The organism is Crenothrix sp., from assembly GCF_043729335.1.
Classification (GTDB): domain Bacteria; phylum Pseudomonadota; class Gammaproteobacteria; order Methylococcales; family Methylomonadaceae; genus Crenothrix.
Genome location: NZ_JAYTLQ010000057.1, coordinates 1 through 25,994, shown reverse-complemented (window position 1 = coordinate 25,994; position 25,994 = coordinate 1). Strand labels below are relative to the sequence as shown.

Sequence of the window (25,994 nt, the reverse complement as noted above, 5' to 3'; positions counted from 1 at the left end):
AGCTTAATAAAACAAATAGATTAATCAACTGAACCAAGATGACTACGCAAATTAACGGCTTTATTATCCAGCCCAAGCTTCTTGCGAATATTTTTACGATGCACATTAACCGTTGCCGCCGAAATCGACAGCGTTGCCGCGATATTTTTGGTTGAAAGCCCTTGTCGGATCATTGATGCAACCTGAATTTCTTTGGGCGTCAACTCCTTGAAGCCAGTGGCAATAACGTCATTTCTACCGTAAGAGGAGAGGACATTTTGCAAGTTAGCTTCCAGGATTTGCAGTAAACTCAACTGCTTGGTATTAGGATTAGCCTTTTTCAACTGCTGCAAAAACGGTACTATTTCTTGCTTAATTTCCTGTTCTAACTGTTTTTTGACATCAGAATTATCGACTTTTTTCGATTCAAGCAAAACTCTCAAGGTAATGTTAATATCGCTTAATTCTTCTTTGATGTGTTGTAGTTCGGCATTTTTTTGTTGTATCTGATGCTCTAAAAGTAGATAAGCCCCCAGTGCATTTTTATCAGTTTGCGGGGCAGAATTAACATCCCTAAGCGATCCGACATAATAAATAACCTCTCCACTATTGTCCGTAATAGCGCAAATAGTAAGCCACTGCGATAAAATCCCCCCCTTTTTGTGTCGATTCAAAATTTCGCCTTGCCAATAGCCATCATGGTTAATGGCTTGCCACATGCGCTGGTAAAAATGAGCATCTTGTTGGCCCGAACTCAAAAAATTAGGCTTTTGGCCAACGCTTTCTTCTACGCTGTAACCGGTTAAATGGCTAAAAGCGGGGTTTATTTGCAAAATAATAGTTTGGGCATCCGTTACCATAATGCCTTCGTAACTATCAAAAATAGGAACGACCGCTGAGAGAGGGCTTTTAATGCGCTTGCTGTCAGTGATGTTGGTTAAGGCAAGTAACAGAACTGACGCGCCATCTTCCACTTCTTTACTGACGCCTTCTAATCTGACATTAATAAGGCTTCCATCTACCCGTACTAAAATCATTTCTGTGCTTTGTCTTGGCTTACCTTTTAACATTTTTAAAAACACTTGTTGCCAACGTTTGGCATTGCTGCCTTTAAGAAAGCTTACAAAAGCACGCTGGTGCAGTTGCGCACTGTCTTCGCCCAACAACTTGACGCCGCTCACATTAACCGAGGTAATTAAGCCGTCAAAATTAAGTGTAATATAAGCAATTGGCGAAAAGTGGTAGAGTTGCCAAGAGTAGCTATGGCAGTGTTTGGCTGTGGGTTGGGTTTGCGCTAACTCTGATAAAGGGCTTTCATAATCGATTAGGCTTTTTGCTACCGGTAAAGCTTTAGGAAGTTCTAATAGAAGATTTGCAAATGGCTGCGAAGCTGGCTTGTCTGCGTGTTTGCGACGATCTTTAGCTTTTTTGCGCCGCTCATGAGGCACAACAACTTGCGGAATTTCTGGCCTGCGCCGATCAGACAGCATGGAAGGCTGTTTATTTATCGTTGTGCGTTTAATGTGAGGATCTTTCAAGGGATCTCCTTGACCGCAACATAAACTCATTTAACGCATTAGTCATTATAAAGCCCTTTTAGTGCCGTGATTTTCAACAGTTTGAATGGCCATGTCAATATGCTTGTCCATGAGGGTACATTTTTCATGACAAGCGGACAAATCTACCGGCAACTCATTAGACAGATCCTTTAAATCTGTTTTAAGTGCCGCCAGGATGTCCGTCAATTCTTCATGAATTTCATGGGCAAGTTGAGTTATTTCTTGTTTGCGTCCGGTTTTCTGGTGGCTTAATAACTCTTGTAGGCCAAGCTCAGCTTGCTTGCATTCGTTAATGTCGGTTAAGACAAGATTGATTTCCTGCCGGGATTTTTTGCTTTTAAAAAAGCCTTCACATCTCACCCAAAAAGGCTGCGCATTCTTTTTACGTAACCTGAATTCACAGGCAGGAGGGTGTTTATTGTCGGTTAACGCCTGCCGGTAGAGATATAAAATATCCTGATCGTCCGCTAACACATAGTCAGTAAACAGATGTTTAACGAGGTTTTGTTTGGCAGCATCTAAATAAATTGCCAAGGTATTATTCGCCTTGAGAATGCGGTTATCGTTGCTAAGGGTAACATAAGCGACCGGCGAGTCATTATAAAAATCCAAATACTCTTGGGAGATATCCTGAAGTTGTTTTTGGGCGCTTAGCAGCTCATCATTTTGTAGCTCTAATTCAATTCTATAAGTGTATAGCTCGTGTATGGTGTCACGTATTTCTGCAATGGAATCGGATATTTCCGAGACTTCCAGTATTTCGGGTAAAGTTATTTCACTAGGGTTTAATAATTTTTCCGCTCGCTGCCTGAGTCCACTAAATTTATCCTCGTGATTTTTCATAATGCCTCCTGATTTTGAGGGAGTACCGTTGTTATGATATTAGCGTAATTTAACTTACCTTGGTGATCACTGGTAATCGTCCAGGTTAAACTTAAAGCTAAAACATTGCCGGAAAGATCGGTGTAGTTAAAGGCCAGGTTAACTTTTTCTTGTTGGTTCCAGATGGCTTGCAATTGCAGCAGCAACAGTTGAGTGGCATCATCGCGCAATAATTGCGGCAGTTTTATCGGAAGCTCCTCTTTGTTGAGGACATTAAACAAACTTAAGGCCGCGTTATTGACGGCTAAAATACGCCGAGATTTAAATAATCTCAAGCTTTCCTCAGGATTTTTGGCCAAATAATCACCCAGATCGCTAATACCCTGCTCACGAAGTTTAAACAATGCCTGTTCAAGACTGGAGCAATCCTCTTCCCAAATCGCAATCGGGCTGTAATCAAACAAGTTTTTATAACGTTTCTCGCTGTCAATTAACGCCAGTTCGACTTTTTTTCGCGCTGAAATATCTTCAAAACTCAGCACAGTGCCATCAATCACATTGTTGGTTGTTCTATACGGCAGTATGCGGGTAAAAAAACACCGTCCGTTAGTGTCATAGATTTCTGCTTCATATTTATCCAGCGTTTTTAACACCTGCCTGGAAGTCTCACTTAAATCAATAGCTTGCAAAGAGCAGGAAAAGTGCGCAATGGGGCGGCCAATATCAGTAGCAACCAAGCTAATGATCTCTTTGACTTTAGGCGTAAAGCGACGGATACACAGTTGGGTATCTAAAAAAATAGTAGCGAGCTGTGTGCTGTCAAACAGGTTTTTTAAGTCGTCATTGGCGATTTGGTAATCTTCCATCCGGTTTTGCAATTCGGAGTTCACCGTTACCGATTCTTCATTTAAAGATTGCAATTCTTCCTTAGAGGTTTCCAGCTCCTCGTTGGTGCTTTGTAATTCTTCATTAGTGGACTGGAGCTCTTCGTTAGTAGATTTAAGTTCCTCATTAGCAGCTTCCATTTCTTCTATGGTAGTTTGCAGATTTTCTTTGGTCCAGGCCAACTCCTTGCGCATTTCTTCCAAAGTTTTAGTCGGCGGCGGTGAGGTGGGTTTAGACAGTGTCTGCACCGGTGCTGCGCCGCCGTAAATTTCTTCAAAAGACACCATCAATAATCCTGATAGCGACGTATGTTCCAGGATAGAGGATACGCTGATCACAACACTGATAACACCGCTGTCCGTGTGTAGTGTCAACGGCTTTTTTGGCTGGCAATTTGGCCCTGATTTGCTTTACGAATAGCCGACATAAGTGCGGTTTTAAGTCCGGGGTGAATCATTTGCACGATATTAAGGTTAATTTTACCTTGGGCAGGCTCCAGATATCGTCCTAGCCTGCCATGCACATAAATAATATTATGGTTGCTATCAATAATGGCACAGGGCGGCACTGCGCTACGCCTTAAAATGGCTTCGACCAATTGTACCAAGCTTACTTCGTCGGCCTTTTGAATAACGGCCGGGTTTTTTACATCATCGTTAATTTGGTGATCGAGTTGTTCATGGATAGCAAAGGTTTTAGGCAACGTGCTGTTTAGCTCTGAGCGGCTAAACAGTTTCCATTTTCTGTCTAAAATAGTGAAAAAATCATTGGATTGCCCAGTGGTTTCTGACGAACCTAAAAACAAAAGCCCCGATGGCTTTAAACCATAATGGAACAGCGGCAGGATTTTAGCTTGCAATTCCGCGCTGAAATAAATTAACAAATTTCTACAGCTAATTATATCCAGTTTAGTAAACGGCGCATCTTTGGTGATATTTTGGGTAGCAAAGACGAGCATTTCCCGAATTGATTTTTTTATTCTAAAGCCGTCATCTTCGGTAATAAAAAACCGCGCAAGACGCTGATCATCCACGTTGGCGGTTATGCCGGCGGAATAAAATCCGCGTCGGGCTATTTCAATGGCTCTTTCGTCAATATCCGTGCCAAAAACTTGCACATTGATATGCTGGCTAAGGCTATCCAGGCATTCTTGAAATAGCATGGCAAGGGAATACGCCTCTTCGCCGGTACTGCAAGCGGGAACCCATACCCGCAAAGTATAATTATTGGGTTTTTGCGCCAGTAAATCGGGTAAATATTTAGCTTTGAGCACTTCAAAGGCATCCGGATCCCTAAAAAAACTGGTCACGCCGATGAGTAATTCTTTTGCCAACGCCGCCACTTCCCAGTCATTTTTTTGTAAAAACCCTAAATAATCCGGCATTATTTCAATCTGGTGCAGCTGCATGCGTCTTTCGATACGCCGATAAATAGTATTTTTTTTATACAAAGAAAAATCGTGCCCGATCTGGTTACGAATCATCACTAATATTTTCTGGAGAATGGCGTCAGTATTAATTTGCTTGCTGAGTGCGGGCATATCCGTATGGGGATATTGGCTATATTCCATTAGCTTGGCAGGCATTTCAGCCGGGGATAACACGTAATCCACCAGACCCGTTTCCACAGCAGATTTAGGCATGCCATTGTATTTTGCCGAACTTTCATCTTGGGCAATCACTAGGCCTGCTTCAGCTTTTATTTCCCTTAAACCCTGGCAACCATCGAAACCGGTACCCGATAAAATGATACAAATAGCTTTGTTGCTGCGTTCTTGGGCAAGGGAACTAAAAAAATAATCAATGGGCAAATGGCTGGCGCGGGGCAGCTCTAAATCCATAAGCTGGAGATGATTGTTTAAAATGGATAAACGTTTATTGGGCGGAATGATATAAATTTTGTTGGGTTCAACCACTACGTTGTCGGTAACCTGCTTTACGGGCATAGTAGTTTGCCGTTGTAATATCTCAGGCAATAAGCTGACATGGTGTGGATCTAAATGCACTACGACAATAAATGCCATACCACTGTCTAATGGCATGGCTTTAAAAAATTCCTGGAGTGCTTCTAGCCCACCTGCTGATGCACCAAGGCCAATAATAAAAAAAGATTCGTTACTTGGTGGTGTAGCCATTTTATCCTCGCTAGTTTTTTGGCCTATTATGCTCTTAACATTGTAGATGCGTACTGTAATCGCCACGTGCTAGATAGATTAGGATTTTATTCGGGTGGGGCTATTTAAAGGGATATTTTTCCTTGTCCATATTTACGTGTGGACAACGGTTATCTGGTTAAATTCTTCAACACACTGTTAATTAAATGACTTTATTCTATTTTGTAGGGTCAATGTGTTTAATTCCACTATCAACAAAAGAACGCGTCCTTTATAAAGTTGCAGTTAATTTTAGGAGTAAATCATCATGCGAAAAACAAGACACTACTTAATATTGGCTTTATTTGCAACATTACTTAGTTTGATGCCAGCTATAAAAACCATGGCAGAGAGTTTGCAAGCCCCCCAACAAGTCATACAAAATGTATCAGAAATGCTGCAAAAAAAATTACAGGATAAATCCTTTACCCAAAATTTTGCGCAAGTTACCGAGTTTGTTAGAGGTGTAATCGATCCCCCATACCGATTTTGACACCATTGCACCGTTAGTTTTGGGTAAGTACTGGAAAACGGCAACCATTTCAGATCAAACGCGCTTTAAACATGAGTTTCAAACCTTGATCATCAGAGCCTATGCCAGAGCATTTGTTGAATACAACGATTGGACAATACGCTATTTACCGCTAGACATGGCAAGTAACGCAACCAAAGTGATTGTAAAAACTAACGTTATTCAACCGAGCATTCAACCTGTTGAAGTTAATTACCGCATGTTTTTAAATAATAACGAATGGAAGGTTTACGATATTATGATTGATGGGGTCAGCTTGATAACGAATTACCGCTCCACTTTTGCTGATGAAATTCAGACTAAGGGTTCATTAAGCGCTGTTATTGATGATCTTGCTAAACGTAATGCAGAATTGAAGATCCGCTTGTGCTCGCCAATGCTCTAGCTGTTATTGATGATCTTGCTAAACGTAATGCAGAGGCGCTTGCTAAGTGAATCTGCTAACTAAGCGTGGTGCTTAAAGCTAATGTAGGTTAGTGGTGACGATAGGAACTCCAACAATACGGTGCTTATTGATTACTCATCGAATACTACTGGCAAGGTAATGTCGGTTAACTGTTTTAAAAATCAGAGTCTTTTCGCTAAAATTGTTTAGCGATCAGAAAAAATAGCCTCTATGTGAATCCTAGCGGGTAATGCGATAATGTCGCCATGAAAATTCGCGTTATTATAAAAAGACTGTCAAATCCTCGCGTTAAAAGGCGATTAAAAATTGCCCTCTCTGCTTGTGGAGGGGTGATTATGATTGTTCTCACCTTTAAGCTTGGCTATGATATTGGTTACTTTAACGCGCAGGCACTTGAAAATGACCAAAATACTGAGCTAACTACTGCGCAGCCAGTGCTGACAATGAAATCTGCGCAGCGTATTGTATCGGGTGCGCTAAAAGAAGACCCGACTAACCCACAAACCATTGTGGATCAGATTATTAATAACAATCATAAACTTTCAACCATTATTATAGAAAACAATAAGCAAAAAAAAATTGCCTGGATTATAAATATGCGCTTGTTTTTTAAAGAGGATCTATTCAATGACGAAGGTTATAATTTAACCAAAGGTATCGAGCAGCAACACAATATTAAGCGTGCTGAGCATTGATGGCTAAATACAAGTCGTGCTTTGCTTTATAACAACACAATAAGATACGCTATTAGGACGTTGCCGATGCAAAGAGTCGGGTATCGTTCGAGTAAAGATGCTGCAATAGTTATTACGCTCCTATAACGCTACAAAATTTAAGATAACAATAACCCCGCCAATTCTGTATACAACGGAAATTTACCATCTGCCGATATCAGCGTACTTTTATATGCTAATGCGGTTGCGATAATGATGCGGTCTTGCGGATCGCTGTGGTGCTCATGTAAGTCGACGGCTAACGAAGCAATAGCAGGGCTTACTGGCAACAAGGTAATTCCAGAACCAATTAATGCTTTTTCAAACCATTCCTGTCTAGAGCAAGGTAAAACGATACGATTATGACGTTCCAACCAAGCTACCTCAAAGCAAGAAATAGCTGAAACCCCCACATCTTCTGGACTCTGTATACGGCTCATCCAATCAGGCTTGAGGTTTTTACTATCTTGATTAACCCACCACAGCCAAATGTGTGTATCCAGAACAATCATGCGGGCAAGTTCCAATCCGTTTCTGAAACACTCGAAAAAATATCTCCAACAACAATGGTTTTGCCAGCAATATCTGGATGTGGTTGGCGTACAGCTTGGGATTGTTCTTCCATAACCAAAAAAATCGCCTCAATCTGCGAGTTCGCCGGAAGCTTGGGCAATTGTTTCAAGTTTCCAGCGGTGTCAGTTTCTATAATCATACGTTCAGCGTATAGCATTATGTTCTCCTAAGAAAGATAGAGTATTGCTTTTTATACCAGATTCTATAAATGCCAAGCCAAATCGTAATGTACAATCCATAGCGCAATAAGGTTGCGTTAAACATCGCATGCGGCCAAGGCAAAGTTCTGCTGTGTATAGGTGGAATTATTAGTCATCTTATAAGTTCTTCCAAGCAGGTACAAGGGCACGCAAAAAACCAAATCAGCATTTCAAGTTGCTCAGCTTATTTGGGGCGTGTTACCTTAAGCGTAAATACAACTCATTTCCGTAGCACAATCAAATACAAAACCATGCAGCCTGGCTTTTTCCCCCACCTCTTACTCATCAGCCAATTTGAACTCAAACGGTTTTTTGCAACCCGTAAAGGCTTGCTATCTCTACTTACGTTTGTAGTGGTTTGGTATTTTATCCTGTGGTATCCGCTACGCTTTGCTGCTGATATGCTGGTACAGGGAAAAGGCTTTATGGAAGGGGCTAGTTTTTTTGATTTTATCGGACTAAGCTCGTTACAACATTGGGCTATTCCTGAATTTTCCGTTTACTGGCATTTTGCACTGTTTATATTTCCTATGCTGAGCATTACCCTGGCCGCCGATCAAACCTGTTCGGATCGGGAACGAGGTACGCTACGTTTCATCACTTTACGCAGTAGCCGCAGCAGTGTATTTTTTGGGCGTTTTGCAGGGGTTATGATGATTCAGACAGTGTTGATTAGCGCCACAGCCTTAGCGACTCTCGCATTGGTGCTATACCGGGACGCGACGCTTTTTTCTGCCGCATTGCCCAATTTGGCTGCGATAACCATGAATGTTGTTCTGGCTGTGCTGCCGTTTACCGCCATGATGGCCGCTTTATCCGCGGCCGTTAAGTCGGTTCGCCAAGCAACGGTGTGGGCTATTTTAATCTGGACTTTTCTTGCTGGTATCCTCAATATTTTAGCGTACTACCTGCCGGCACTGGCCTTTTTTAAATGCTTGATTCCAGGCTATCAAATATCTGCCCTGACAGAGCTTTCGGAATGGAAAACCTTGCAACTGGCTTATATCCCGCTTTTGCAAAGCCTGATTTTATTAGCCGCAGGGCGTTGGATAATGACCAAGCAAGCCCTATGAAAACACCGATTATTCAATGTCAACAGCTGAGCCACGTTTATTCCGGTAAGTTCGCACTCAACAATCTTAACTTTGAGCTGGGGGCGGGCGAACCTATAGGATTAGTGGGGCCTAATGGTGCAGGTAAAACCACTTTGCTTAGTATCTTATCTGGGTTTTTACGCCAGACTTCCGGCACAGTAAAGCTGTTTGGATACCCACCGGGTGCAGCGCAATTGATTGGTAAAGTATCTGCGCTGCCGCAGGATGCAAGACTTGACCCAAGCTTTACCATAGCAGAGCAACTGGTTTTTTATGCCCGTTTACAGGGATTCACTAAGCAAGAAGCAATGTTGGAAACAAGCCGCGTTTTGGAGGCGGTTGCACTAACAGAGATTGCGCACAGTAAGCCGCAGGTACTGAGTCATGGCATGGCCAAAAGGGTATCGATTGCCCAAGCTTTAATCGGTAAACCCGCGTTGATATTACTCGACGAACCCACCGCAGGGCTTGATCCGGTGAATGTCCGCAGCGTGCGTTCAATCATTACCGAACAATCGCCGGAAACTACTTTTGTTATCAGCTCTCATGATTTAACCGAACTGGATCGATTGTGCCATCAGGTATTGCTGCTGCACAACGGCATTTTGCAGCCAGAACATACTCATATTAACGGACAGCAGGCGGCAACCCGCTTTATTACCCTGCAAATGGAAGCTTGTACAGCTGTAGATGTTATGGCTAAGTTTCAGGCTTTAGTCGGTGTGGTACAGGTTACCAATCCCCAGAAAAATGAATTTATAGTTGAGTATAATCCTGACACCAAGCCTTCAATGGATTTGCAGCTGATGCAATGTATCAATGCTAACGGCTGGCACTATCGGCAATTGAGCCACGGCAAGACGCTGGAAGAAAAACTTTTTTTTAGCGAATAACTTAACTGCCTTCTTCCTTATCATCGTCCGTGGTTAGTTCAGAAATTTCTTTTAAGCGGACGATAGCATTAAAGTTGATGCTGTTGGCGGGGTATAACCCATCACTGTCTAATGTTCCAGCCAGATAACCGGTTAATAACTCTAAGGTTTCATCAACGCTGGTAACGGCATACACGGCAAACAAGCCTTGCGCTACTGCATCAATCACTTCCTGCTTTAACATTAAGTTGCGTTTATTGGCCGCAGGAATAATAACAGCGTGCTGGCCGTTAAGTCCTCTGGCTTTGCATAATCTAAAAAAGCCTTCCACTTTTTCATTCACACTGCCTACCGGCTGCACTTCGCCATATTGGTTAACGGAGCCGGTGACGGCAAACGACTGCATAATAGGCGTACGGGTAAGCGCCGAAATCAGGCAACACAACTCGGCCAGCGAGGCGCTGTCGCCATCGATATAGCCGTAAGATTGTTCAACCGCTATGCTGGCAGAGATGGCTAGCGGAAATTGTTGTGCATAACAATGCCCCAAATAACCGGTTAAAATCATCACGCCTTTTGAATGAATGGCCTGACCCAATTCCGCTTCGCGCTCAATATCTACTATGCCTCTGGAACCTGGATATACCGTTGTAGTAATTCTTGCCGGTGCACCAAAACTGCTGCCACCGACTTCCAATACCGTCAAACCGTTAATTTTTCCTACTGCGTCACCGTCGGTATCTATAAGTATGGAACCATCCAACATTTCGTCGAGTATGGTTTGTGGCAAGCGGCCATTGCGGTATTCTCGGGCTGCCAGGGCTTGCTCAATATGGCTGCGCTCTATTTGGCTGGCCTGAGTTTGAGTGCAAAAAAAGTTGGCTTCCCCAATAACTTCCAGACTATCGTTAATGCGTGCTGAAAAATAATGCTGGTTCTCGGCAAGTCGGCAACTGTGTTCAATCAGGCCTTCAATAGCACTGCGGGTAAGGGGTTTGGTATGGGCATCGTGGGCTTGTTGCGCCATTAAGGTCGCAAACTGATGCATGGTTTCATCGGTGCGCGGAATGTGATTATCAAAATCAGCCAGGATTTTAAACATCTCGTTAAATTCACTGTCCATTTCTTCTAACAGATAATAGATATCCGGTGAACCTACCAGAATAATTTTGACGTTCAGCGGAATCACTTCTGGCTTGAGCGTGATGGTGTTAATGCCTAGCTCAGAATAAGGCGAATCAATTTCAATACAACCGGACTGCAAGGCGCGTTTAAGGCTGTCCCAAACAAAAGGATAGGTCAGTAGTTTTTCGGCATCCAGTATTAAATAGCCGCCATTGGCTTTATGCAAAGAGCCTGCACAAATTTTACGGTAATGGGTAATTAAGGTGCCTTGGTCGCTAATGTATTCAATACGGCCAAATAAATTCTGATACACAGGATGCGGATCATGCACCACCGGTGCTCCGCAGTCCAGCTTATTTTCGATCAAAATATTGGGCATATATTGCTCAATCAGGCTGAGTCGTCTGGATGTATTATCGTTAGATTCCAGGCTTCTGCCGAGCATCAGGTAATCACTGATAGTGATTTCGAGGTTGCTTTTTAGTTCCGATAAATAAGTAATGACATCTTCGATGGCGGCATACTTATCATGCAATTCGCTTAACAGTGGCTCTAGTGCAAGACTGATTGAGTCATTATCCAATTGCTTAAGGTTATCGATCATGATGCGTCGCCATTGCGGCAATTCCAGTAACGCATCGCTGAGGTAATCTTCCAGTTGTTCAACGTGTTTATGGAATAATTCACGTTCCGGCTGGGGTAATTGGGTAAATTGTTCCTGGCTTAAGGTCTTTTTGTTTTTAATAGGCCCAAAGGTGATGGCTTCCCCTTCCCTGAATAAAGCAATCTTGAGGGTTTGCGCTTTTTCTTCAACCGTATCGATGGCCGTGTTATAGGTTTGGCTGAACTGGCGCTCAATAGCATTTTTCTTTTGCTGATAAGTAGGGCTTTCAAAGGCGGCCGGAAATGTTGCCAGTACGTTATCAATCAGTTTTTCAATATCTTTAACAAAAACTTGCCCGTATTCTGGGGGTAATTCTAGGGCCAAGGGCTCCCTGGAATTGGAAAAATTATCCACATAAGCGTAAGTAGGCGGTGCGGGCAAGTGTTGTGCGATAGTGTTCAGGTGGTCGGTAACCATCGTCAAGCGCCCCAAACCTGGATCGCCCATCACAAAAATATTGTAGCCGGCATTGGTCATGGCAATGCCAAATTCAAATGCGGCTTGTGCTCGCGGCTGTCCTAAAATGGATATTTTTCTTGGCTGCACAGCAGAAAATTTAAAATCACTTAAATCGATATGCAGTTTTAAAGATTCAAGAGGGAGTTTTGTAGTATTGGACATGAAAACGTAAGTAGCCTGAGGTTGCAAACAGCGGCAAGTCTATCATTTTTAGTGACAAAAGCCTGTCTTTTAACAAAAAAAATGCTTTATATTACTCAGTTGTTTTGTTATAAAATTTGATAAAAGAAATCAAAAATTTGTTGGCCTTAATGTGTACTTAATGTTTTGTGCTTTAAATAACCCATTGATCCAATCTAGAGTCTTGCTTTTTTAAGGTAATAATAAAAACCGTATGCCACACTATAAACGCCCCTTTTTAACCGCTTTAATGGTACTTTTGGCAATGCTGCTGAGCGGCTGTCAGAGTTTTTCCAGTCTTTTTTCTCATGATTCTACAACCGTCCTTCTACCTACACCGACTCAATCGATTGCCAAGCATGAATTTCCTGTAAACGACCAGCAAAATATGGTCGGCAAGCTTGCTGTGGTAAACAGCCAAGAAGGCGATACCCTGTCTGATATTGCCAGACATTATGGCCTGGGTTATACCGATATCAGTATTGCTAATCCAAATATTACCCCATGGACACCCAGAGCAGGCAGCCAGGTGTTATTACCGTTGCAATTCATTTTACCGGAAGCCCCCCACAAAGGTATTGTGCTTAATCTCGCTAATATGCGCTTGTTTCATTACCCTAAAAAACAGGCACAAGTGGAGACTTATCCGGTCAGTATTGGCCGGGATGGCTGGAATACGCCGATGGGCTTGACGCGGGTGGCCATTAAAACCGCTAATCCCGAATGGCACGTGCCGGATTCCATTTATCGTGAGCATGCCCAAAAAGGTGATATTTTACCGCGCGTAGTGCGCTCAGGGCCTAGTAATCCGTTGGGCTACTATGCCATGCGTCTGGCTATTCCGCGTTATTTGATACACGGTACCAATAAACCTTACGGCATTGGTATGCAGGTGAGCCATGGCTGTATTCAGCTTTATCCTGAAGATATTGAAGTGTTGTTTAACGATGTAAAAGTAGGCACGCCGGTACACATTGTCCACCAGCCGTATTTGGCGGCATGGGATCAGGACATGCTGTATGTCGAAGCACACGATCCGGTTTCGCAGGCAGGTGGCGGCAAAAGTGCCAAAAAGAAAGCCTTTATAAAACAGCTGAAAAAAATGAGTAAGACCAAAAGTGCCAAGGTAGACTGGGATAAGGTTAACGCTGTACTGCAACGTGCGGATGGTATCCCCACACCCGTTTTGGTCAACAGCCCTGATATTACGGCGTTATCTAATAGCGCTATGCATTTGACCCGACCCAGCGCATTGTACGGCCAGCCTGCGGTTGCACCGTTAACAAACAGTGATTGGTCAATTTTGGTAGATACCTTTAAAGATGAAGTTTCAGCGCAGCGCATGGTTGCCATGCTAACGCATCAGGGCCCCAGTATTCCGGCCAGAAAAGTGCAAAAAGGCAGCGAATATCAAGTCATTGCTGGGCCTTTTAAAGATGCAAAAGAAACCAAGGCCTTTGCCAAGCGCATCCGCTATGAGTTTGAAGTAGAGGTAAAGCCCATAGAGCCAGTGATATTGTCTAGCCAGCGTTAAGCCTGATCGGTAGCGACGCAAGATTTTGCGTCGCTAAATGCCGCGCTTCCAGCAGAGAACTTAACCCGCAGCTAGCCCTTGCTCGATTTCTTCATAAAGCTTTTTAAGCGTACCGATAGGATCGGCAGCGGTTCTGATGGGTCTGCCGATAACGACATGGTTTGCGCCGCTAATGATGGCTTGCCGTGCTGTGGCAATACGACGTTGGTCATCCTCGCCGACAACACTGGATGAAGGGCGTATGCCAGGTGTTACGATCAGGAAATCATCGCTGGATTGCTGGCGTATGGCCTGTGCTTCCAATGCCGACGATACGACGCCATCACAGCCCAAGTCGAGTGCTTTTTTAGCGCGAATTAATACCAAATCAGCAACCGATCCGGTCAAGCCCATTTGACGCATATCCGATTCATCAAAGCTAGTCAGTACGGTGACTGCCAATACTTTTAAATCGCCTTTGTCGGTTAAGGCGGCTTTAATGATGGCATCATTGCCATGAATGGTGGTGAGCGTTACGCCTTTGTTTTTGAGCTGCTGCACCGCTAAGTGAACGGTTTCTGGAATGTCGAAAAACTTGAGATCAAGCATGACTTTATTGCCGCGATCAATAATAAAATCGACAATATCCCAGCCACCGGCCAAAAATAGCTCTAAACCCACCTTAAAAAATTTCATATCACTGTCGAGTTTTTTAACCCAGTCTTTTGCTTCGTCGGCGTGCGCGACATCCAGCGCAAAAATGATGCGTTCATTCAGGGCTATGTTTTTCATGTTGTTTACCAATGACAAATTATAATCGCGGCAATTTTAGCATAATTAGGCTCCTTCAGACTATTTCGCTATGCGCGGATGGAGGGTTTAATCCGGTGTTATGTAATTTAAATCAATTGTTTAGAATAAACGTTGCTTAAAGGGTTCACTAGAATACGTTAAGATTAAATTTGGCAATTTATCGGTTTATATGTTTTGGCTTCATTGAACTTTAAAATGCTATTGGCCATCAAAAGAAACAGGCTTTATATTTGTAGCGCCATTTTCTAGTGTTGTCATCATTCAGTTGCGGGGGATAAATAATGAGTAATCAATCAATTAACCAGTATCTGGCGGATCATGCGTTTTTTTCTGGTTTCAGTGATGACGTCCTTAAATTCCTGTGTGAGTGTTCCAGCACGCGGGAAATAAAAAAGGGACAGATCTTATTTCGACAGGGCGAAAATGCCGACAAGTTTTATGTGGTTCTTAATGGGCGCATTTCTATACAAATGCCGGCGATAATGGGTCCAACTTTGGAAATTCAAACGCTGGGGAAGGATCAAGTCTTGGGGTGGTCTTGGTTGATATCACCCTATAAATGGAGTTTTCAAACTATGGCCGAAGAGGATTCGGAATTGCTCATGTTTGATGGGAAAGCTTTATTAGAGCGATGCGAGCAAGAACCCAAGTTCGGTTACGCGCTGTTAAAGAAATTTGCAGAACTAATGTCAATGCGTCTTGATGCGGCACGTCAGAAAATGATGGATGAATGGAATCCGGTTGGATTTGCCTAAACATTTTTAGGCTGTGTATATTCAAAGTGACTGCTTAACATCGTGGACAATGCATTATCTATCGGGTAATTTTTTAATGACCACCGCAGTCAAATCATCTTGCTGCTGGGTTCCTTGGGCAAAACTCAGCAACTGTTGATAAACGCGTTCAATAATGCTGGCGGCTGAAAGCTCGGCATGAGACAACACATTTTCGCAGATTCTATCAGTTCCAAAACAATCTCCTGACGGGTTTTCCCATTCAAAAAAACCATCGGTAAAGGCAATCAAAATATCCTCTGCATTGAATGAGATGGTTTGCCACTCTTCATAACAGTTGTCGGCCAAAATACCTAACGGTAAACAAGTGATGGGTAATGTTTCGATACGGCTTTCTGCAACCCGCACAATGAAAACCGGGCCTTGGCCGGCCGATAAAAAACTTAGGGTATTGTTTTCGGCATTCAAGTGAGCGGTAAAAGCGGTAATAAACCGGTCGCTGGGAATATGTCGGCAGATGAGTTGGTTGATATAGGTTAAGCTTGAGTGGTAATCTGCGGCCCATGAAAAAAAAGCCCGTTGCAAAGCCCAGCATTCCGCTGCCAACAGCGCCGGACCAATCCCGTGGCCTGACACATCGGCCAAAATGAGTATTAAACAGCCGTCATCCTGTACATGGAAATCGAAAAAATCGCCACCGGTTTCTTGTGCAGATTGGCTCCATCCGGCAATGTCGTAACCGGCAATTATGGGTGCCGAAGCTGGCAAGAGACTTTTTTGAATGCCTTGGGCAATAGCCAGTTCCTGTTGCAGACGTTTACGTTCAGCGAACTCTTCCATTAACGCCTGTCGATGAATGGCCACACCGCATTGCGCGGATAAGACTTCCAATAAAAATTCATCCCATTCTCCGAAGGCATGGTCGGTTTTATTGAGCACTTCTAATACACCCAGAACATTTTTCTGGTCGCCAAATAACGGTGCAGCCAAAATATTACGGGTTTTAAAGCCGGTCAGCAGATCGACTGAGGTATTAAAACGCGGGTCTTCATAGGCATCAGATACATTCACTAGCTTACCGGTATTAAAACAAGTGCCCGCAATGCCAGAATCGGCAGGTACACATAGTTTTCCGATACGGTCGCAAACTAGGCCATATAGTTCGTCGGTATTTTTAGCGTAAACAAAAACCGTGGCTCGTTCGCAGTTGAGCACGGTAACAGCGGCTTGTTCAATTTGCTTGATCAGGCCTTGCAAATCATGGTTTAAGGCAAGATTGCGAGATATTTCCAATACCTGTAAAAGATCACCCATTTGTCCGGTGTATTTTTTCATTTTCCCAGTCCAAGAAGTTACGCGCCAGCCAGTTACCAGAGCGTAACGTTATTATTGTCTTAAGGCAATTGGCTTTAACGGGTTTAAACAACGGTTAGGGATAATTTAGGCTCACACACTGCAAAATTAACGCGCCAATCTGAGGCTTGCATCAAACCCTGCGATCATAAGTATCTACACGGCTTTTAAGCTCCTTCTCCAGCAGGAGAGGGGGCTTTTTGCTTAACTTAATGGGCTTCCAACTTAAGGCAGGACAGGTGAAGGTGTGCCGTTCGTGGTGAGCCTGTCGAACCATGAGCGGCACGCCGTACACCCTTCGACAAGCTCTGGCCGAACGGTGTGCCTTATTGAGTGTACCGTCTTATGTGTGTAGCCACTTAATAGCAGTGACCTAAACCCTACGATCCAACTTCCGATAGCCAATCGCTTCGCTTAAATGATTAACCGCGATATGCTCAGCACCCGCCAAATCGGCAATCGTCCGAGCCAATTTTAAAATGCGATGATAGGCTCGATGCGACAAACCAAACTTATCCATCGCTTGCTCCAGCAACTTGTGGCCAGGTTCGGTCAAATCACAATAAAGCTTAACTTCCTTGGCACTTAATGCCGAATTGGGCTTGCCGTTACGCGCTGCTGCAATAGCGCGGGCAGCCACCACACGCCCTCGAATAGCCGCACTCGTTTCCTCGCCCTCCGGTGAACCCTTGCGTAACACCTCGTGCGGTACACGCGGCACTTCCAGGTGCATATCAATCCTATCCAACAACGGTCCTGATATGCGGGCACGGTAACGCAAAACCTGCTCAGATGAACAATGGCAACGCCCAGACGCATCGCCCAAATAACCACAAGGGCACGGATTCATCGCCGCAATTAACTGGAAGCGTGCCGGAAAATCCGCTTGCCTTGTCGCACGGGAAATAGTGATATGACCAGTTTCCAAAGGTTCGCGCAACACCTCCAGCACCTTGCGGTCAAATTCCGGCAATTCATCCAGAAACAACGTGCCGTTATGCGCCAGCGAAATTTCACCGGGCTTAGGATTACTGCCACCACCGACTAACGCCGCCGCAGACGCGGTATGGTGTGGCGCGCGGAAAGGTGGTTTTAACCAGTTGGCAAGGTCTATGCCGCAATCACTTACCGAAGCAATCGCTGCCGTTTCTTGCGCTTGTTGCTCAGTTAACATGGGTAAAATAGTCGGCAAGCGCGATGCCAGCATGGATTTACCCGTTCCAGGCGGGCCCAGCATCAGCAGATTATGGTTCCCTGCGGCGGCAATCTCAAACGCGCGCTTTACATGATATTGGCCATGCACATCAGCAAAATCAATATCGGATTCAGGTGTCGGCTGTATATCGGGTGCGTACACGCTGGTAATAAATTTTTGCCCTGTGAGGTGCGCGCACACCTCTAACAAATGTTCTGCGGGTACAATCTCAATATCTTTAACCAGCGCCGCTTCGCCAATATTTTCTTTCGGCAAAATCAGCTTGCGCTTGCTGTTACGGGCTTGAATGGCAATGGGCAATACACCAATAATAGGCCGTAGTTGACCGCCCAAGGACAATTCGCCCACGCATTCATATTGCTCAAGATTGTATTTGGGTATCTGACCCGATGCCGCCAAAATTCCCAAGGCAATCGCCAAATCAAAACGTCCACTTTCTTTAGGTAAATCGGCAGGGGCAAGATTGATGGTAATGCGTTGGGCGGGAAATTCAAATTTGGAATTTAATAATGCGCCGCGAACGCGGTCTTTGCTTTCTTTAACCGCCGCTTCCGGCAAGCCGACAATAGACATCGCCGGCAAGCCATTGGCAACATGCACTTCAACGGTAACCAAGGGCGCATCAATACCTGAGCGCCCACGGCTATACACAATTGCTAAGGCCATCTTTAACTACTCCGTGTTAGGTCGGCCTGTTAGGGCGTTGGTTTTAAAGCTCTGCTTTATCCAGTACTTGCGCTTCAATAGCTAACACACGCTTTTCCAGTGCGTCTAATTTGGCACGGGTTTTTGCCAGCACCGCCTTTTGCACTTCAAATTCTTCACGGGTCACCAAGTCCAATCGACCTAAAGCCGATTGCAAAATAGCATGGAAATTTTTGTCCATATCTTCTTTTAAGTTAGTAAGACCTGGGGGTATGGAATTGATTAAACGGTTGGCGATATCATCTATGGATTTTGCATCAAACATGGGTTTACCTCTGGGTGGGTGATGCCGATGAGCTTGTAACCATCTATCGGCAGGAAGGGGTTTATTTTAAAGCCATGGCTTTCTTGAAGAACTCAGGTTGTGCCAACGATGCCTTGTGTATATCGACATTATAGTAGACAGTCTCAAAAGGTTTGTTGGCAGCATCTTGTTCTCTGAATTTTGTTAGATCAGCTTTGCTGGCAATAGTTGCACTCCACCAGCCGGAGGGGTATAAACATTGTGGGAAAAACAGGGTTTGTAAATGGCTAAAACCTGCGCTACTCATGGCATCGCGCATTTCCTTAATAAGTTTTAAATGCAATAATGCCGACTCGCTTTGTTGAATGACCATGCCATTTTCGGTTAAACACGCTGCGCAATCTCGGTAAAATGCGGCACTGAACAAACCTTCCGCAGGACCAACCGGATCGGTGCTATCGACAATAATAATGTCTACCGAATTGGGTGCTGCATCTTTCACCCATTTAATGCCATCAATAAATTTAAGATCAGCGCGTGGGTCGCCGTTAGATTCACACAGTTCAGGAAAATAAATTTCCGCCAAACGGGTGACGCGCTCATCAATATCAATCTGTACCGCGTGCTCTACCGACGGATGCTTTAAAACTTCTCTTAAAGTGCCACAATCACCGCCACCGATAATCCACACCGTTTTGGGATTAGGATGCGTGTATAGCGCAGGATGGCTCATCATCTCGTGGTAAAAGAAGTTGTCACGGGTAGATACCATCGTGCAGCCGTCAATCACCATCAGGTTGCCAAAAGTTTCGGTTTCGTACATTTCCAAAAACTGGAACTCAGATTGCTCCTCGTGCAGTTTCTTTTTAATTTTAAGTGAAAATGCAGTGCCAGCAGCGGGGACTTGTTCGGTAAACCACTCGGTTGGATTCATGATGGGAATTCCTGAAAAATAAAGCATTATATTAGAGTTTGGCCGCAGCTGTGATCCTAAATAGCGCAGATAACTTTACATCTACAGTTATTCGCTTAATTTAATACCCCATAATAACGCCAGCAGTTTTGTAAACATTATCTTGAACAATTGCCTCCTTAAACGGTCATAAACCTTATTAAAATAGAGATTATAGCCCACTGCATTTTTAGTTTTTTAGCCAATGGGTTAATACCTGCAAAATGTCTCGCGCACCATGATGGGTAAGGCGTAATATCAAAAAATACGCTTATGTTTTAATTTTTTTCCGATGACATACTCGTTTAGTGGCTTGCTTGATAATTACTTTTCCATAGGATAATTCATTATGAGCATTACTAAAGTTGATACTATTGGGCAATATCTTCTCAAAAGTTTACATGCAGCAGGTGTTCAGCATATTTTTGGCGTTCCTGGCGATTACATCCTTGGATTTTATGACCTCATAGTCAAAAGCCCTATCCAGCATATCGGCACTACTCGAGAGGACACTGCCGCTTTTGCCGCTGACGGTTATGCGCGTTGCCTTGGAATGGGAGCGTTGGCAGTCACTTACGGCGTAGGTGCTTTAAATACGGTTAATGCCGTGGCGGGGGCTTATGCAGAATCTTCACCTGTCATCGTCATCAGCGGTGCGCCTGGGGTGCGTGAACAAAGGGATGATCCTTTGATCCATCATCGCTTTGGGCCTTTTACGTTGCAACGCGAAATTTTTGAACGTATTACCTGTGCCACCGTAGTACTCAATGATCCCGTAATCGCTTTTCGCCAGATAGACCGAGCCATTGCCGCAGCACGCCGGTTTTGTAAACCGGTGTATATAGAAATCCCCAGGGATTTGGTCAATGTTGAAGGCTATCCTATGCCCGCTGAGGCCATAGAGCAGTTTGTTAGCGATCCGACCGCATTATCAGAAGCCATTGCAGAAACCACCGCATTGATGGCGACGTCAGTTTCACCTATTATTATTGCCGGGGTTGAGTTACACCGACGCGGGCTGCAAGGCGCTTTAGTGGAGCTTGTGGAACGCTCACGTATACCCGTGGTAGCCACATTAACCGGTAAGTCGGTGATTGCCGAACGCCATCCCGCCTATTTGGGTATTTACGAAGGCGCGATGAGCTCCGAAAATGCCCGTTACATGGTCGAGCAATCCGATTCTTTGCTGATGCTGGGCGTTACTTTAAATGAAATCGACACTGGCATTTATACAGCCAAACTTGACCCCCATAAAATGATCCGTGCCTCCCTGAATGAGGTGATAATCAGTGCCCACCGTTATCCGAATATCGCCTTAACCGATTTTTTATCCCACCTGATAAGTGCAGTCAAACCTTATCGTGACGATTTTTTAGTGTCTCCTGTAACAGGAGAGCCAAATAATTTTCCTGAGCCAAACCGCCCCATCACTATTACTCGTTTGGCGGATCGCCTTAATGAGGCGCTTACTCCGGACATGATTGTGGTGTGTGATGTCGGTGATTGCCTGTTTGCCGCTATCGATTTACGCGTACATGAACAAAGTGAATTTTTGGCTTCCAGTTTTTATACCTCCATGGGTTTTGCAATGCCTGCTGCGCTGGGCGCACAAGTTGCACGGCCCGATCATCGTAGCCTTGTTTTAATTGGCGATGGTGCTTTTCAAATGACCGGCACAGAACTTTCCACGCATGCTCGCCTTGGGCTGAATCCCATTGTGGTGGTGTTTAACAATCGTGGTTACAGCACTGAGCGCTACATTCTTGAAGGGCCCTTTAATGATATAAATGATTGGCGCTTTGACCGGCTGGGGGAAGTATTTGGCCCGCTAAAAGGCTACGATGCTTCTACTGAACAAGACTTTGAGGAGGCACTTGTACAATCACTCAATAACCGCACGATGCCTAGCATTATTAATGTGCATCTTACCGTGGAGGATGCATCTCCAGCCATGAAACGTCTGGGAGCGCACTTGAAAGCCAAAGTAAAAGGTGGGAATTGAGCTTGTCGAGGCATAGATATATTGGCTCTCCACTGAAACAAATCATAATCTGTCTGGCGTAGGTTGGGATGATGATAAGAATGCGTAGGTCGGGCAACAGATTTATCGTTGCCCGACAGTAGCGTCCGATGAGGAATCAATAAGTATCTGAAAGCCGTAACCGTATGAAAAAACGCCAAATGTCGGGCATAAAAAGCATGACTGATCTACCTGGCTAAAACCGTCCATGGTAATTGTCTCCAACCGGACAAGATAGTTGACGCGAGATAAGCTTGGCTATTTTAAGCAAAGCGCAACAAAAAATCCTTTAGGAAAGCTGCGCTGTCTGGGCTGTAAACATTGCGAGATTCATAGATGGTCAATAAGCTTGACGTAGACTCAGCGGCTTGGCGGCTGAAGGTCAGTGCTGAAACTTTGGCGGTGTTATGCGCGTAGCCTTGAATATCGGTTTGGTGGATTAAATATAAGCTGGCTGCCAAGGCTTGCTCAGCAAAGTTGAGGACGGCATGCACCGGAAGTAACAGATAAAACAAGCCTTGAAGGGATAATAATGCGCCGACGCTACCGATTAGTTCGGCGTAAGGCAGTTGATCGGTGTGGCGAGCGGTATTTCTAAGCGCATTGAGCGCTCTACTGTGCTGTTCAAAAAACGGCGGGTTGCTGATGATAAGGTCGTAACACCTATCTACTTTTAAGGCAAAGCTTTGAATATCCTGATGCACAATGTCAAGATGCTTCGCCCACGGGCTGTGCTTAAAATTGAACCCAGCTTCTTTAGCTGCCTCTTCGGTTAACTCTACACCGGTTACCTGCGCTGCGCCCAGCTGAGCCGCCATCAGCGAGAGCAGTCCGGTGCCGGTCCCGATGTCCAGCACTCGGTCGCCCCGATTGACTGGTGCCATCGCGCCGAAGAGCACAGCATCTGTGCATACTTTCATGCCTGAGTATTGTTGCAGCACTGAAAACTGCTGGAAGTGGAAGGTTGACATGGATTTGTTGGGTTTAACAGTTGGCGATATTGTACACAGCAATTCTCATTATGGAGGAGTGTAGGTCGGGCAACAGCTTTAAAATTACCCGACATTAGTGTCCAATGAGCAATCAATAGCCCAAAATCCATAATCGTATGGGAATACAGTAAATGTCCGGCATAAAAAGCACGCCTGATCTACTTGGCTTAATGACAGTGTGGCTATTGGTACAAACTTATTGTGTCCGAATTCGCCAATATTCAGGTTCTTGATGAAGATGTGCAACGGCAATGATGACAATTTCGGACTCGGAAGGTTCGTAAATTAACCCATATGGGAAACGACGCATTTGGCATCGTCTAATGGTTTCATTTAAAGGATGCCATGCCAGTGGAAACTCCTTAATACGGCCTATCGTTTCCCACGCTTCGTCACGAAACTCTTCACCCAGCCGTACTTTTTGTACGTTGTAATACCGGATTGCTTCATTAAGCTCCCTGATTGCGGGACGTAAAAACCTGACTTTCAAACGCGCTTACCCAACGTAGCAAAAACGTCATCGGCATCAATGGCATCAAGTTCACCTGATCGGTAGGCAGCAAGGCGGCTTTCGGCTTCTTGTAGCCATAAGGTATCCAGTGAGGGGTCGGGTTTATCTAGGCTAATAATAAGTCCCTCAATTAAGGCTGCGCGATCATTAACAGGAAGCTGTATAGCTTGCCGTAAAAGGGTTTCGGTTGTGGTGGACATTGGCTAATTCTCCAAGTTGGGTAGCGTTGCTAGCAATTGTAACGTGCACAACGTTTTTTAATAAGTACCTTAATAAAAAACTGAGGTATTAAATAGTTTGAGCATGGAATGCGCTGGCCAGACAACAGCTTTATGGTTGCCCTACAGCAGTGTCCGATGAGAAGTCAATAAGTGTCAAAAAGCCGTAACCGTATGAAAACATAGTAAACGTCCGGCATAAAAAGCATGCCCGATTTGCTTTGTGCATAAGGGGTAGTACACGATTAGCCTGTTATTGTGCCTTACCGTGTTATTTTTGAAGGAGCGGTAAAAGTTGCGATCTAAGTTTTCTTAAAATACCTTTACCTAGATTCGCTTTTGCGCTATAGAGTGAGGCATGAGCTTTATTATCGTCATGGACATCATCTATCACAATAAATGCCCTTTTATTAGCCTCATCTAACATATCTCTTACGCTTATACACTGGAATTTTGCAATGAAATAAGTTTGTCTCTGATCAGGTTGCTTGTCACTTTGAGTGCTTATGCGTTGCTGTATAGCAGAATCATTCTTGTATGCGTCCCTATCAAGACTAAAGCCTCTTGTGCTTAAGTCATCCAAGGCAATAGCCGATTCTATTACTAAGTCATCCCTAATATGTTCGGGGGCATAAATAATACGAAGTAAATATTCTTCATCTTTTACTACTCCAAATTCGCTGTGAGCAATTTTTTCATCTTCTTGAGTATATCGTGGCATTAAAAGATTAATGAATATTATTTTGGTTAATAAGTGCTAGTATTTCTGTTGGTAATTTTTCATTTATTAGTTTTTCATCTGCTAAAAATTCTTTACCATCGGATTTTTTTCCATAATACGAATAGCTATTGTCGCCATAGATACCTAAATCCAACCTAAAGTCAGAAAAAACCCAAAGAAAGTTTATTTCTCCATCAGCAGCTAACGTAATAATTGGTTCTTTAGTATTTAATGAAAGTTGTCTGACAAACATTTCAGCCTCATTAATTGCTGCATTGCTTGCGGCTTTTCCATTAGAGCCATCCCATCCATTAGAGTACATTCCTATATCCCTTATTCTAGCAATCATTTTTAAATCCACTCTGTCAGTGTTTAAATGTTGATCTTTTGCCTTTGCATGAACATATGGTCTTGCTGTAACTGGTTTAGAGCTTATTGATGGATTTACAATTATGGATAAGGTAGTTGTTATAGCAATAGCCTTAAAAGTTTTTACTAAGCTGTTGGTGGATATAAGATGATCATAGGACTGGTCAATGATATTATGTCCGAAATCGCGCGGGAAATTGTCGATGTTTCTTTTGAAACAGGAGGTTATGCCGTTTACTAGAGAATAGTCATAAGCCCTCATATCAAGCGTTTGAATAATAGGCATTTTTTCAAAGTCCCCAGCTCATGGCTTTAAGTTAATCCGCTTTTGCATATCTTCAGTTAGAAGATCAGCTAAAACTTTTTTATTTTTTAGATGCAATTTGGACATAAAATCTAAGTTTAGTTCAAGAATAGGTTCGCTACAATTACCATTTCCAATAATAGCAATTACGGTATGATCTATTGAAATTTCTATTGGTTTATTTTCATTAGCATCCATAAAACTGGCATCAATATTTAATTGATTAAGGCATTGTAATTCATCCAACTTATCAAACCACCCGGAATTTGAATGCCATAACCCATCGTTATAAAATGCTGTTTTTACAACATGTGGCGTATCATTTTTAAACAGTTCCGATAAATTTGGCTGATCTGATATGTCATGACAAATAAACTTATCAACATACTTGAGTCCTACAACAGCTAAAGAGCTATTTGAGTCTCCCATATGAGCAAATGCTTTTTTTAGAAAACCTTCTGCTTTCGTGCTCACCTCAGCCCAAGTCGTATAATCTAAACAATGTATAGCAATAGTATTTTCTGTAGTCCTCAGCATCCACTCAACGCTTCCATCTTCTTTTAGACCTTGTAGCACGACACCAAGCAGCTCTTCATCCGAACTTTGCACTGATGGGTGGTGCCCAGATGCAAATTGAAAAGCTACCTTTTTAATTTGTTCGGCTTTAGGTAAATCATTCTTTAAGTCAAATTCAAGTGATGCAAGCTTTGTTCTAGTAGCTTGGTTGAATTCAGGACTAAATTGTACAAAAAAAACCACTTCAACAATGGCATGAGCTCCATTTATTGGGCGATATGACAACTTTTTTGATCTTGAAGTTTGCAATTTAATTCTCACTTAATTTAAACATGACGACTTTCCTTCTTAAGGCGATACATAAATAAATTCAACTAAACTTTCCTTTATGGAAATGCATTTATTCAGTGGCTTTACAAATCATCATCCCTGATATTGCCAAATTTTTCTCTGACTTAGCCAAATTCAGTAAGCATCAGGCCATTTCGTATATAAGGTTTTTCGGCTATCCACTTAAGGTGGGACAGTTTCAGGTTAAGCCGTTCGTGGTGAGCTTGTCGAACCATGATCGGCTTAACCGCCCACCCTTCGACAGGCT

At 43.7% G+C, this 25,994-nt stretch carries 26 protein-coding genes; 8 read left to right on the top strand and 18 right to left on the bottom strand.

The window, feature by feature from the left end:
- Nucleotides 1-20: 20 nt before the first annotated feature.
- From ACHZC4_RS13555 to ACHZC4_RS13540, 4 genes are read right to left on the bottom strand one after another with little or no spacing between them, the layout of a single operon-like run.
- Complete coding sequence (locus tag ACHZC4_RS13555; protein ID WP_394754393.1) at nt 21-1,517, bottom strand: PAS domain S-box protein; 1,497 nt, start codon at nt 1,515-1,517, stop codon at nt 21-23.
- Between the two features lie 45 nt (nt 1,518-1,562).
- A complete protein-coding gene (locus ACHZC4_RS13550; protein WP_394754392.1) occupies nt 1,563-2,381 on the bottom strand; it encodes a hypothetical protein in 819 nt (272 codons plus the stop codon).
- A complete protein-coding gene (locus ACHZC4_RS13545) occupies nt 2,378-3,619 on the bottom strand; it encodes a PAS domain-containing protein (RefSeq protein ID WP_394754391.1) in 1,242 nt (413 codons plus the stop codon). The genes ACHZC4_RS13550 and ACHZC4_RS13545 overlap by 4 nt, the downstream gene beginning before the upstream one ends.
- Complete coding sequence (locus ACHZC4_RS13540) at nt 3,616-5,379, bottom strand: chemotaxis protein CheB (RefSeq protein WP_394754390.1); 1,764 nt, start codon at nt 5,377-5,379, stop codon at nt 3,616-3,618. Before ACHZC4_RS13540 ends, ACHZC4_RS13545 begins: the two co-directional genes overlap by 4 nt.
- Before the next feature lie 286 nt (nt 5,380-5,665).
- On the opposite strand from ACHZC4_RS13540, the gene ACHZC4_RS13535 reads away from it, so the two are divergent.
- From ACHZC4_RS13535 to ACHZC4_RS13525, 3 genes are all read left to right on the top strand, one after another.
- Entirely contained in the window at nt 5,666-5,890 is a 225-nt protein-coding gene (locus ACHZC4_RS13535) for a hypothetical protein (RefSeq protein WP_394754389.1), read from the top strand.
- Between the two features lie 19 nt (nt 5,891-5,909).
- Nucleotides 5,910-6,314, top strand: a complete 405-nt coding sequence (locus ACHZC4_RS13530) for a phospholipid-binding protein MlaC (protein ID WP_394754388.1) — start codon at nt 5,910-5,912, stop codon at nt 6,312-6,314.
- A 266-nt stretch (nt 6,315-6,580) separates the two neighbouring features.
- Nucleotides 6,581-7,030: a hypothetical protein gene (locus ACHZC4_RS13525; RefSeq protein ID WP_394754387.1), complete on the top strand. Its 450-nt coding sequence runs from the start codon at nt 6,581-6,583 to the stop codon at nt 7,028-7,030.
- A gap of 137 nt (nt 7,031-7,167) precedes the next feature.
- Here the strand turns inward: ACHZC4_RS13525 and ACHZC4_RS13520 are convergent, their stop codons facing one another.
- The gene (locus tag ACHZC4_RS13520) at nt 7,168-7,560 is read right to left on the bottom strand and encodes a type II toxin-antitoxin system VapC family toxin (protein WP_394754533.1); all 393 of its coding nucleotides are present in this window, start codon (nt 7,558-7,560) and stop codon (nt 7,168-7,170) included.
- On the bottom strand, nt 7,557-7,778 hold the full coding sequence (locus ACHZC4_RS13515) for a hypothetical protein (protein ID WP_394754386.1): 222 nt from the start codon (nt 7,776-7,778) through the stop codon (nt 7,557-7,559). Before ACHZC4_RS13515 ends, ACHZC4_RS13520 begins: the two co-directional genes overlap by 4 nt.
- A 294-nt stretch (nt 7,779-8,072) precedes the next feature.
- On the opposite strand from ACHZC4_RS13515, the gene ACHZC4_RS13510 reads away from it, so the two are divergent.
- A complete protein-coding gene (locus ACHZC4_RS13510; protein WP_394754385.1) occupies nt 8,073-8,894 on the top strand; it encodes an ABC transporter permease subunit in 822 nt (273 codons plus the stop codon).
- Nucleotides 8,891-9,808 carry an ABC transporter ATP-binding protein gene (locus tag ACHZC4_RS13505; RefSeq protein ID WP_394754384.1) on the top strand — a complete coding sequence of 306 codons (918 nt, stop codon included), beginning with the start codon at nt 8,891-8,893 and terminating at the stop codon, nt 9,806-9,808. The genes ACHZC4_RS13510 and ACHZC4_RS13505 overlap by 4 nt, the downstream gene beginning before the upstream one ends.
- 1 nt (nt 9,809) lies before the next feature.
- On the opposite strand, the gene ACHZC4_RS13500 is transcribed toward ACHZC4_RS13505, so the two are convergent.
- On the bottom strand, nt 9,810-12,197 hold the full coding sequence (locus ACHZC4_RS13500; RefSeq protein WP_394754383.1) for a Lon protease family protein: 2,388 nt from the start codon (nt 12,195-12,197) through the stop codon (nt 9,810-9,812).
- A gap of 232 nt (nt 12,198-12,429) precedes the next feature.
- Between ACHZC4_RS13500 and ACHZC4_RS13495 the strand changes: the two genes are divergently transcribed.
- Nucleotides 12,430-13,749 carry a L,D-transpeptidase family protein gene (locus tag ACHZC4_RS13495; RefSeq protein WP_394754382.1) on the top strand — a complete coding sequence of 440 codons (1,320 nt, stop codon included), beginning with the start codon at nt 12,430-12,432 and terminating at the stop codon, nt 13,747-13,749.
- A 60-nt stretch (nt 13,750-13,809) separates the two neighbouring features.
- Here the strand turns inward: ACHZC4_RS13495 and pyrF are convergent, their stop codons facing one another.
- Nucleotides 13,810-14,520: an orotidine-5'-phosphate decarboxylase gene (pyrF, locus tag ACHZC4_RS13490; RefSeq protein ID WP_394754381.1), complete on the bottom strand. Its 711-nt coding sequence runs from the start codon at nt 14,518-14,520 to the stop codon at nt 13,810-13,812.
- Nucleotides 14,521-14,822: 302 nt separating this feature from the next.
- On the opposite strand from pyrF, the gene ACHZC4_RS13485 reads away from it, so the two are divergent.
- Entirely contained in the window at nt 14,823-15,296 is a 474-nt protein-coding gene (locus ACHZC4_RS13485) for a Crp/Fnr family transcriptional regulator (RefSeq protein WP_394754380.1), read from the top strand.
- Between the two features lie 54 nt (nt 15,297-15,350).
- Here ACHZC4_RS13485 and ACHZC4_RS13480 read toward each other — a convergent pair whose 3' ends face one another.
- The 4 genes from ACHZC4_RS13480 to speE form a co-directional block, all read right to left on the bottom strand.
- Nucleotides 15,351-16,610, bottom strand: coding sequence for a SpoIIE family protein phosphatase (locus ACHZC4_RS13480; RefSeq protein ID WP_394754379.1), 1,260 nt, complete (start codon nt 16,608-16,610; stop codon nt 15,351-15,353).
- A gap of 391 nt (nt 16,611-17,001) precedes the next feature.
- The gene (locus tag ACHZC4_RS13475; protein WP_394754378.1) at nt 17,002-18,510 is read right to left on the bottom strand and encodes a YifB family Mg chelatase-like AAA ATPase; all 1,509 of its coding nucleotides are present in this window, start codon (nt 18,508-18,510) and stop codon (nt 17,002-17,004) included.
- 43 nt (nt 18,511-18,553) lie between these two features.
- Nucleotides 18,554-18,814 carry an accessory factor UbiK family protein gene (locus ACHZC4_RS13470; protein WP_394754377.1) on the bottom strand — a complete coding sequence of 87 codons (261 nt, stop codon included), beginning with the start codon at nt 18,812-18,814 and terminating at the stop codon, nt 18,554-18,556.
- A 61-nt stretch (nt 18,815-18,875) separates the two neighbouring features.
- A complete protein-coding gene (speE, locus tag ACHZC4_RS13465; protein ID WP_394754532.1) occupies nt 18,876-19,730 on the bottom strand; it encodes a polyamine aminopropyltransferase in 855 nt (284 codons plus the stop codon).
- A 364-nt stretch (nt 19,731-20,094) separates the two neighbouring features.
- Between speE and ACHZC4_RS13460 the strand changes: the two genes are divergently transcribed.
- Nucleotides 20,095-21,747: an alpha-keto acid decarboxylase family protein gene (locus ACHZC4_RS13460; protein WP_394754376.1), complete on the top strand. Its 1,653-nt coding sequence runs from the start codon at nt 20,095-20,097 to the stop codon at nt 21,745-21,747.
- Nucleotides 21,748-22,028: 281 nt separating this feature from the next.
- On the opposite strand, the gene ACHZC4_RS13455 is transcribed toward ACHZC4_RS13460, so the two are convergent.
- The 6 genes from ACHZC4_RS13455 to ACHZC4_RS13430 form a co-directional block, all read right to left on the bottom strand.
- A complete protein-coding gene (locus tag ACHZC4_RS13455; RefSeq protein WP_394754375.1) occupies nt 22,029-22,736 on the bottom strand; it encodes a tRNA1(Val) (adenine(37)-N6)-methyltransferase in 708 nt (235 codons plus the stop codon).
- A 217-nt stretch (nt 22,737-22,953) separates the two neighbouring features.
- Nucleotides 22,954-23,247, bottom strand: coding sequence for a type II toxin-antitoxin system RelE/ParE family toxin (locus ACHZC4_RS13450; RefSeq protein WP_394754374.1), 294 nt, complete (start codon nt 23,245-23,247; stop codon nt 22,954-22,956).
- Nucleotides 23,244-23,468 carry an addiction module protein gene (locus ACHZC4_RS13445; RefSeq protein WP_394754373.1) on the bottom strand — a complete coding sequence of 75 codons (225 nt, stop codon included), beginning with the start codon at nt 23,466-23,468 and terminating at the stop codon, nt 23,244-23,246. Before ACHZC4_RS13445 ends, ACHZC4_RS13450 begins: the two co-directional genes overlap by 4 nt.
- Before the next feature lie 289 nt (nt 23,469-23,757).
- Nucleotides 23,758-24,207, bottom strand: coding sequence for a hypothetical protein (locus tag ACHZC4_RS13440; RefSeq protein ID WP_394754372.1), 450 nt, complete (start codon nt 24,205-24,207; stop codon nt 23,758-23,760).
- 7 nt (nt 24,208-24,214) lie between these two features.
- Complete coding sequence (locus ACHZC4_RS13435; protein ID WP_394754371.1) at nt 24,215-24,862, bottom strand: hypothetical protein; 648 nt, start codon at nt 24,860-24,862, stop codon at nt 24,215-24,217.
- An 18-nt stretch (nt 24,863-24,880) separates the two neighbouring features.
- A complete protein-coding gene (locus ACHZC4_RS13430) occupies nt 24,881-25,705 on the bottom strand; it encodes a TIGR04255 family protein (protein ID WP_394754370.1) in 825 nt (274 codons plus the stop codon).
- Between the last annotated feature and the right edge of the window lie 289 nt (nt 25,706-25,994).